An 8,878-nucleotide genomic window follows, 5' to 3' on the forward strand; every position below is an offset into this window, starting at 1 on the left:
ACTTAAACTAATAAAACGGAGAGGCTATGGCTTTAGAAACTTTCGGAATTTTTGGGTTAGAAGTATGTTATCTTGGCATCTTGTATGTTGATTTAGCATAAAGGGTAACGAAGAGCCAATATAAACAGCAACTATAGCAGATAAAATTCCCGCGACTTGCGGAGGACACATCAAATATCCTACAATAATACCTGTTAAAGTAGGGATAAGTGCGGGTAAATATTTTTCTCGCAACTTCGGTTGACAAATAGAATCCCGACATTTATTAAGAACAATAACAAACCAACGAAAATCAGCATTATCTTCTACCCCTTCAATCCCGTTACGAGTGGCAATAGACTCAGCAGCATCTGCTAAATCTCCCTCCCATTCCTCAATAACATCAAGTGCAATTAAAGCGTTCTCATTGTCCGCAAATTCAATACGGTACTGAGCAATTTTTTCCGGTGTTAACTGCGTTGCGTCTGACATAATACTATCCTTAAAGCCAAAACCAATTTTTTCCCATTATCTCATTTTATTAGCTCCTAATCCCACCAAATGCCGTGAGGACAATCCTTCGCTTTAGCTTGTCCGCGACTTTATAATCGTCTCGTCGCTAACGGTCTTGACTTCACCGATGGCAAATTAATCCCATCAAGATTAGCTTAGAAGACTAAGAAGAAGCGAATTTTTGGGGTGAGAATTTACTTTTGTCAAAAATTATTACATATTCGCAACAAAATAAACTTTTTTGAGCAAATTAATGTACCCTAATTAGACAAGGCGATCAATTATTTTGGCCGCCGAGATTTTTAATCATTATAAGATTGTTTCCCTAATCGCCAAATTAACAATTACATACCGAAAAACAATGACAGCAGAATTTAAGTTTATTCCCCTGCAATTTCACTGGGTTGCTATCAATCCTAAACCGATTGGGGTTGTCTATTTTATCGGTGGTGCTTTCTTCGGCACTTTTCCCAATCTGTTCTATCGTTATCTGCTCAAACAAGTCTTTAAACGAGGCTATACCCTTATTGCTATTCCCTATCGTTTTACTTTTCGTCATTGGAATGTTTCCCTAGAAATGGTCAAAGATTTGATTGGATTGAGAAAGGCTATTTATGAAGAAGCTAAGTTTTTGGGCTATGAAGATAACCTTGAGTTGTATTTAGAAGATCCCACTGCTGGTAATCCTAATTATTTTTGGATGGGCCATAGTTTAGGGTGTAAATATATCTCCCTTTTAGAGGTTTTAAGTGATGTGGAAAACACAGAACTAGAACAGGTTTTGAGTGGTTGTGTCGGCAAAAATCAAGCCGAAGATATCCAAAAATCGCTGAATAATACCGATATTCATGCCGTATCTCTGAAAAATCAACCCTCGCTTTTACTGGCTCCTGTAATTGCTGGCATAGATAGCGCAATTCCCATAGCTGCCCTAGCTAAATTAGTGCAAAGTTTGGGTTTAGACGTACAGCCAAACGTGCAGGAAACCCGTTGTTTAATTAGCAATAGTAACCTATTTCGACTCTTGGAAATTATCGCCTTTGCTAAGGATATACAGGCTAAAGATACAGTAGCTTGGTTCATTAAAGAACTAAGTCAACAACTCTTAAAACCAGTAGTTCCCTTAGCCAATCGCACCCATCTAGCACCCCTTGGCTGGCGCAATGGCGACCAAGAATTAGCCGATAATGTGATTAAATCAATTCAGGAATTACGCGCTAAACTTATCTCCTGTTATCCCCAAAGTCAGGAAAAAGAGGAAGTCTTAATGAAGATGATTTCTGAACATTAATCAATTGAGGATAGGGAGAGGTTGCTAACGGTCAATATTGCCACCTGAATCGCTTTTTCAATGGCCTGTTGTTTGCTTTCTAAACTAATCCCTTCCTCTTTGCTTCTTTCGGCAATCACAGCACAAATACAAGCGGCAGTAAATCCATAAACCCCCGCCATTTTCAATAAAGTTCCCGCTTCCATTTCATAATTGAGAATATTTAAACGTCGATATTCTTCCGTAATTCCCTCTAAATGACGCTGAAGATAAGGATTAGCAGAAGACACAATTCTTTCCTGTCCTTCATAAAAACTATCCACAGAAGCGGTAATACCGACATGATAATTTACTCCCAAAAATTGAGCCGATTTGACTAGAGCAACTGTCAAAAAAGGATCCGCCACTGCGGGATATTCCGGAGGAGCAATATCATTAGCTGCACCTTGCCTACATAAAGCCGCTTGCGAGATAATAATATCACCAATTTTTATTCTATTTTGAATTGCGCCACAAGTACCGATACGAATAATAGTTTTAATTCCCACCTGTATTAATTCATTAACCACAATACTCAAAGATGGCGCACCCATGCCACTGGTAGCCAGAAGAATTGGGGTAGAATTATCTAGGTAGCCAAGATAACTATTTAATCCGCGATAATCCGATAGTAAACGTGCATTTTGTAAATAAGTTTCAGCAATATAGCGCGAGCGTTCTGGTTCCCCCGATAATAGGGTGATAGTCGGTTTTGCCGTGCCTAAATCCTCACTGCTAAAGTTGAGATGATAGGGTTTTTGGTGAGATAAGTTATTGGACATTTAAATCAAATTAAGAGCAGTTACTTTGGTTAAATAGGCTTTTAGTTATTATAACAACTTTAGGTTTTAATTAAAATTAAATATTTAATTATTGACAAAAGAGAATCAAGCTTAAGGACGACTATTGATGTTAAGTTCTTGCACTAATTCCTGTACTGTGGTTGAGGGATTGGCATCAAAAGGATGTTTTTTGGCTTCATCTCTATCTTGAATAAGTTTTGCTGCATTAGTGATTGCTGTTGTCTGGTATGGCTTTAATTTTTCGTACATATCCTCTCGATTTTTTGCATATTGTTCTTTTTCGTTTAATAATTTACACTTTTTCATCTGAGTATTTAAAATTTTTGGGTATTCACTTCGGGATGTGGCAATATCCAGATATTGAAAGTGTAAAATAAACCAAATTTCAAAAGCTTCATTAGAATAGGCAATCTTGACATTATTTTCTTTAGCCAGTCTTTCTGCTTGATTAAATTGCTCTTTAGAACAGTTATCTTTATCAAAAACACACCAGATTTGATCAAATGAGTCATCTTTTTTTAGATTATCTATAATCTGAATAGCTTTGTTGACTAAACTCAAGCTATTTTTACCTTCACCTCGCACCGTAACTTCAATTGTCTTAGGAACATCAAAAGCCTTAAAATAGTTAACTTCAGTTTTTTCTCCCTCGCAAACAATTAAAAATCTTTTTCTTGTTTCTCTAGTCTTAGTTTGACGACGCAAATAATCAGAAGTATTCCTGTTGTTACTCATACTAATTACCAATAATTGTACTTAAATCACCAATAAAAGGTATTGCGCCATAACGACCTTGAATATAATCTTTTTCAAAGGTATTATTATTAATATCAGCAAATTCCACCAAAGAATATAAATCTGTTGCTCCTTGATGATTTTTTTCGGTAAACCAAATTTGATCCCTCCTTAAAAATTTATGACTAAGTAAATTAATATCGTGAGTAGTAAAAATAAGTTGAGCATTTTTGGGATTAGTTTTCTGAGAATTAAATAATTCGATTATACTTCTAGTCATTGAAGGATGAAGTCTGGCATCCAATTCATCAATTACTAAAACTTCCCCTCTTTGCAAAGTGTCTAAAATCGGTGCTGACAGAGCCAAAATCTTTTTAGTTCCATCAGATTCATGTTTGTCCATATCAAAAATTTCTAACTCAATCATTTTACCTGTTGAGTCATACTTTGGATGATAGGTTTTTATGGTAGCGGACTTTATTTCACCGCTAGAGTGACTGATGATATTTCTGACAACATCCGGTAAATCTTGCAGGAGACTGTCTAAGGAAATTTTTCTGCTTTCTATTTCTAGATTGTCAATACTTAAATCTAATTTTTTAATTAACTTAGTCACATCATCAATCAAATCTTGTCTATCAGAAAGATACTCAAGCGTAATCTCTTTTAAGAATTCCACATTTAACCCAGACACAACACCTAAGTGACTAAACCAAGAGACAATTTCCACCGCTAGAGAATTATTAAATTGAGCCGCTAGTGATAAAAACAGAGTATTTTTTTTTGTCAATCCTCTTAGTATATTACCTTGTTCAATATTTTTGCTATATTCTATTTTATCGTCTTGCCGATTAAAAATTTTAGTTTCACGACTTCTGGGCGTACAAAATAACCATTCGGAAACTACTCGCTTTTGAGTTACTTCAAATCCATATCTATAAGTTTTGTTTTTTAGCTGAAAAACTATTTCAAAAAAGGATGGTTTATCAACAGTTTCGGTATTTAATCTAAAGGGTTCCACATCTATTTTGTCAGTGATTTGTAATTTTGCAGAATTCATGACAAACCATCGCACAAAATTGAATGCCAGAATTAAATTACTCTTACCACTGGCATTTGCTCCATAAATAGCGGCACTTTTAAGTAAACTAAATTGTTGATTAACCTTAAAAACATTATTTTTATCAAGCTCATCATTACCACAGGCATCCTCCGCAGCTACCATGCTGAGAGTGACTACATCTTTAAAAGAGCGATAATTGCCGACACTAAATCCGATGAGCATTGCATATTAACCCTAACAGTCTCTAAGGAATAAAGGAGACGATACTTTTATTTTATGCACTTGTTGAGCATTTGAACAAGAATTGTCCTCAGAATCAGCAAACAATCACTGGAAAAAAGGCAAGGAAAATCAATTCCTTACCTGATGACTGTACACTTTTGACAACAAAATTACACTTTTGCTGACTCTTTAACTAACTTGTCCCAACCCAATTCCTTGAGGTTATTGTTGCGACGCAGGGGACGAGTAGCTAATTCTAAAATATCTCGCGCATTGGTAAAACCATGAATTTGAGCAAAAGTAAATTCTACCGACCATTTAGTGTTAATTCCCCGCGCTTCTAAGGGATTTGCATGGGCCATTCCTGTAATCACTAAATCGGGTTTTAACTCGTAAATGCGCTGAATCTGATTGTAGTTATCAGGTTTTTCGATAATTTTCGGGATGGGAACACCCATATCATTACAGGTTTTTTCTAGTAATGCTAATTCGGCCGCTTGGTAGCGTTTATCCATGTAGGGAATACCGATTTCATCGCAAGTCATCCCGCAACGAATTAGGAAACGCGCCAGAGAAATTTCTAGTAAATTATCCCCCATAAAGAAGACCGATTTACCGCGCACAAGTTGCAGATAATCCTCTAAACTTTCCCAAATTTTTGCCTCTCTTTCTTCTAATCCCTGCGGTTGTACTCCCAAAACCGAACAGATTTTTTCTATCCAAGCGCGGGTTCCATCCGGACCGATGGGAAAGGGTGCGCCAATTAATTTACACTTACGACGACGCATTAAAGTGGTGGCAGTTCGTGATAGAAAAGGATTGACACCAGCGACATAATAACCTTCTTCAATTACTGGTAATTCAGTAAAGCGTTTGGCCGGCAACCAACCATCTATTTTAACTCCTTGTTTTTTCAATTCTAGGGTTAAATTAGTCACAATTGGGTCGGGAACGGAACCAAATAAAACTAAAGGATGATGGTCTTTATATTCCGATTCTTCCTGTTTAATATCTTCTTTTTTACGTCCAAAAGTTAAGAGTTTCTGGATGGCATTCCGTTCTTCTTTTTCATCTTCGTGCTTAACTTTTTCGGGACATTTATGCACCATGGCAGCGAGGACGGTATCTTCCCCTTGGGTAAAGGCATAATCTAAACCATTAGCGCGCGCTGTCACGATAGGAATACCGATTTCTGACTCTAGTTTCGGTGCTAATCCTTCTAAGTCCATTTTGATAATTTCGGTGGTACAAGTACCGATAAAAACGATAACGCTAGGGTTTCTATCTCGTTTAATTTGTAAGCAGAGGCGTTTTAGTTCTTCGTAGTCTTTTAGTTGAGCGGAAATATCCCCTTCTTCTAATTCAGCCATGGCATAACGTGGTTCGGCGAAAATCATGACACCCATGGCATTTTGCAGGAAGTAACCACAGGTTTTTGTGCCGATAACAAGGAAGAAACTATCTTCGATTTTTTGGTATAACCAAGCAACACAGCTAATTGGACAAAAGGTGTGATAGTTGCCGGTTTCACAATCAAATTGTAAAGCGCTCGGTTCTTGAGTGGCGGTCATGTTTTTTGGTTCTCCTTTAACTTGGTTTATTTAGGTTTTCTCGTTTTATCTGTTCTCTAATCTTTTGTAGTTTACTATCTTCTGATGGATTAAAAATTTCTAGTTTCTTCTTCTGACGGATCAAAATTCAATCCTCAGACTTCTACCAGTTTGTCCCCATCGGAATTAAGCTGACAAAAGAAATACATACATACTGATAACTTAAGTTCTAAAGCTGCATCGAGTTGGGTGGTGGGCCCGTGGGTAGGGTGGGTTAGGCGACGATAAGTTAGGCTATTAACTAATAAGTTAATTATTCGCCGTAACCCACCCAGAAAAAGAGTTTATTGGTGGGTTTTGGTGGGTTACGCTGTCCCTAACCCACCCGACAAAATAATCTAAACCATCATTAGATCTAATTCCGCCTCGGCGTTAACTTTGGGTTTATCGGCATTAAGATAGAAATCTGATAATAAAGTGAATAACTCCCGGTCGGCAGATTCTTTGGGAATAACCCCTTCTGGTTTGGCTAAAATCTGATCGGCAATATTGAGATAATAGTCACAAACGTAACTTAACATCGGGTCTTTGTCGGCCATTTCAAAGAGAGTTTGACCTTTAACTCTGGAGACGCGAATATCTTCAATTAAGGGTAAAACTTCTAACACTGGCATGGGAACATGATCTACATATTTATTAATTAAATCGCGTTTTGAGGTGCGATTACCAATTAATCCGGCTAGTCGCAGGGGATGGGTGCGCGCTTTTTCGCGGACGGAAGCGGCGATGCGATTGGCGGCAAAAAGAGCATCAAAGCCGTTATCTGTGACAATTATGCAGTAATCGGCGTAATTTAAGGGTGCGGCAAATCCTCCACAAACCACATCCCCCAAAACATCGAACAAAATCACGTCAAATTCATCAAAAGCGTTCAATTCTTTTAATAATTTCACCGTTTCCCCGACGACGTAACCGCCACAACCGGCACCGGCCGGAGGCCCCCCCGCTTCCACGCATTTGACACCACCGTAACCGTCATAGATAACGTCTTCGGGCCAGATGTCTTCGTAGTGAAAATCTTTTTCTTGCAGGGTATCGATGATTGTGGGAATCAGAAAGCCTGTCAGGGTGAAGGTGCTATCATGCTTGGGGTCACAGCCTATTTGTAGGACTTTTTTGCCTCTTTTGGCTAAAGCGGCCGAAATATTACAGCTTGTTGTCGATTTACCGATGCCACCTTTTCCGTAGACTGCGAGTGTTAAAGGCATGGAAGTTCTCCTAAATGTGCGCTTGAATGGTGAGTTTGTTTATCAGTGCTTTGATCCCAATTATTGACCATCTCCCCACCCCTTGGAAAGAGGCTCAATTTTTATCTGCTATAGCTAGAGTGAGATTGAACGCTTAAAAATTAGATAAATAATCTTTTAAAGCTTATAAAGTTTTTTAAAGTCATAAAAACTTATAAAAACAGTTTTATGTATATATTTACTTTAAATAAAAACAATAAACAAAAAACGCCAAAGCTTGACAAAAACTCGATAAACAGGGTTTTACCGTGCCAAACCCAGACAAAAAAGGCCAAGGTAGAGCCAGTCTAGAGACTGATGTCAGATTTTCGTGAATAATCATTACAATTTTCCCCGTCAGCAGATTAAATAAATCGATCCTGAGAAGGATGCCGAAAAAATCTGTAGTACAATTAGAACAAAGTACCTCTAGGGTTTCCCATGCGAGTTAAGCAAAAAACGCTGACTACACTCTTATTAGAGAATAAAGCTCCTAAATATCGTCCTTTTCTGGCGTTTTTTCTGGCTGGGTTTCCTTTGCTGTTTTTAGCATATTTGGTTTCTTTCCAGCGCGCTTATCTCAACTGCATGAGGTTAGGCACAAAAAGAATAGATTGTCAATATGTCCAAGAGTATAATTTTCCTGTTTCTAGTCGGGAAAATTTTTCTTTAACTCACATTAAAGCTACGGCTGTCTATCAGGAAGTTTTTATCAGTGTTGAGCAGGAAAAAACTGTTAATAACACGGTTTTATTGGTCGGAAGAAATAACCATCTCTACATCGAGAATTTTCGGGATGTGCAGTCAGCTAGTGATTTTAAAACCCGATTTGAGAGTTTTGTGAATATACATCAAACTCAGAAAATTATTGCCAAAAGTCCCTTAGATACCTTGTCAGCACTGCTAGAACACCACCATAATTATCCCTATTATCTCTGGGGTATGTTATGCTTATTCTCTGGTCTATTGTTACCTAAAATGTCGGATGAATGCCCCCGCTAAATTTTTCGACAAGATACTCACCTTTGCGGTGGATAAAATCAGACCAGAATATCAATGACCCTGAGCGAAGTCGAAAGGTCAGCAACGGAGCATCGATTTAATACTACCATCTATGGGTAAACTGTGTTATAATTAAACTATCCAATGGTCGAGAATTGTTAGATGCTAGTCGTAGAAGCGAAGCTAAAAAACGGGACACTAGAGCAATATCAGAAGCTTGATGAAGCTATCAGAACTTCTCAGTTTGTGCGTAACTCTTGTGTTCGTTATTGGATGGACAATAATAATAAAGAGACACCTTGGGTTAATAAATTAAACTCTCAAGCTCGTCAATCGGCTGCTGATAGAGCCTGGCAATCAATTAGTCGATTTTACCAGAATTGTCATGCTAAGATACCAGGAAAAAAAGGTTTTCC

At 37.8% G+C, this 8,878-nt stretch carries 6 protein-coding genes and 3 pseudogenes; 3 read left to right on the forward strand and 6 right to left on the reverse strand.

What is annotated here, in order from left to right:
- Positions 1-117: 117 nt before the first annotated feature.
- Positions 118-471, reverse strand: a pseudogene (locus tag EWV66_RS18220) (hypothetical protein); the annotation flags it as partial.
- A 382-nt stretch (positions 472-853) separates the two neighbouring features.
- On the opposite strand from EWV66_RS18220, the gene EWV66_RS18225 reads away from it, so the two are divergent.
- The gene (locus EWV66_RS18225) at positions 854-1,783 is read left to right on the forward strand and encodes a DUF1350 family protein (RefSeq protein ID WP_002798729.1); all 930 of its coding nucleotides are present in this window, start codon (positions 854-856) and stop codon (positions 1,781-1,783) included.
- Here the strand turns inward: EWV66_RS18225 and EWV66_RS18230 are convergent.
- The 5 genes from EWV66_RS18230 to bchL form a co-directional block, all read right to left on the reverse strand.
- Entirely contained in the window at positions 1,780-2,583 is an 804-nt protein-coding gene (locus EWV66_RS18230) for a nucleoside phosphorylase (protein ID WP_287109158.1), read from the reverse strand. The two genes, EWV66_RS18225 and EWV66_RS18230, sit on opposite strands and share 4 nt — an antisense overlap.
- Before the next feature lie 111 nt (positions 2,584-2,694).
- The gene (locus EWV66_RS18235) at positions 2,695-3,339 is read right to left on the reverse strand and encodes an RloB family protein (RefSeq protein WP_052277435.1); all 645 of its coding nucleotides are present in this window, start codon (positions 3,337-3,339) and stop codon (positions 2,695-2,697) included.
- 1 nt (position 3,340) lies between these two features.
- Positions 3,341-4,624 (reverse strand): AAA family ATPase, encoded by a 1,284-nt coding sequence (locus EWV66_RS18240; RefSeq protein ID WP_185237386.1) that lies wholly within the window; start codon positions 4,622-4,624, stop codon positions 3,341-3,343.
- A 170-nt stretch (positions 4,625-4,794) separates the two neighbouring features.
- Positions 4,795-6,195: a ferredoxin:protochlorophyllide reductase (ATP-dependent) subunit N gene (locus EWV66_RS18245; RefSeq protein WP_287109160.1), complete on the reverse strand. Its 1,401-nt coding sequence runs from the start codon at positions 6,193-6,195 to the stop codon at positions 4,795-4,797.
- Between the two features lie 377 nt (positions 6,196-6,572).
- A complete protein-coding gene (gene bchL / locus EWV66_RS18250) occupies positions 6,573-7,442 on the reverse strand; it encodes a ferredoxin:protochlorophyllide reductase (ATP-dependent) iron-sulfur ATP-binding protein (protein WP_002773281.1) in 870 nt (289 codons plus the stop codon).
- 459 nt (positions 7,443-7,901) lie between these two features.
- Between bchL and EWV66_RS18255 the strand changes: the two are divergent.
- Both EWV66_RS18255 and EWV66_RS18260 read left to right on the forward strand, forming a co-directional pair.
- Positions 7,902-8,432 (forward strand): annotated as a pseudogene (locus EWV66_RS18255) (hypothetical protein); the annotation flags it as partial.
- Positions 8,433-8,624: 192 nt separating this feature from the next.
- Positions 8,625-8,878, forward strand: a pseudogene (locus EWV66_RS18260) (RNA-guided endonuclease TnpB family protein); the annotation flags it as partial.

Origin of the sequence: Microcystis sp. M_OC_Ca_00000000_C217Col, assembly GCF_007095585.1 — a bacterium.
Lineage (GTDB): Bacteria > Cyanobacteriota > Cyanobacteriia > Cyanobacteriales > Microcystaceae > Microcystis > Microcystis panniformis.

What these genes read in the sequence shown, in the direction of transcription:
- bchL (WP_002773281.1), bottom strand. Translation starts at nt 7,442, where the DNA reads ATGCCTTTAACACTCGCAGTCTACGGAAAAGGTGGCATCGGTAAATCG.
- EWV66_RS18225 (WP_002798729.1), top strand. Translation starts at nt 854, where the DNA reads ATGACAGCAGAATTTAAGTTTATTCCCCTGCAATTTCACTGGGTTGCT.
- EWV66_RS18245 (WP_287109160.1), bottom strand. Translation starts at nt 6,195, where the DNA reads ATGACCGCCACTCAAGAACCGAGCGCTTTACAATTTGATTGTGAAACC.
- EWV66_RS18230 (WP_287109158.1), bottom strand. Translation starts at nt 2,583, where the DNA reads ATGTCCAATAACTTATCTCACCAAAAACCCTATCATCTCAACTTTAGC.
- EWV66_RS18240 (WP_185237386.1), bottom strand. Translation starts at nt 4,624, where the DNA reads ATGCTCATCGGATTTAGTGTCGGCAATTATCGCTCTTTTAAAGATGTA.
- EWV66_RS18235 (WP_052277435.1), bottom strand. Translation starts at nt 3,339, where the DNA reads ATGAGTAACAACAGGAATACTTCTGATTATTTGCGTCGTCAAACTAAG.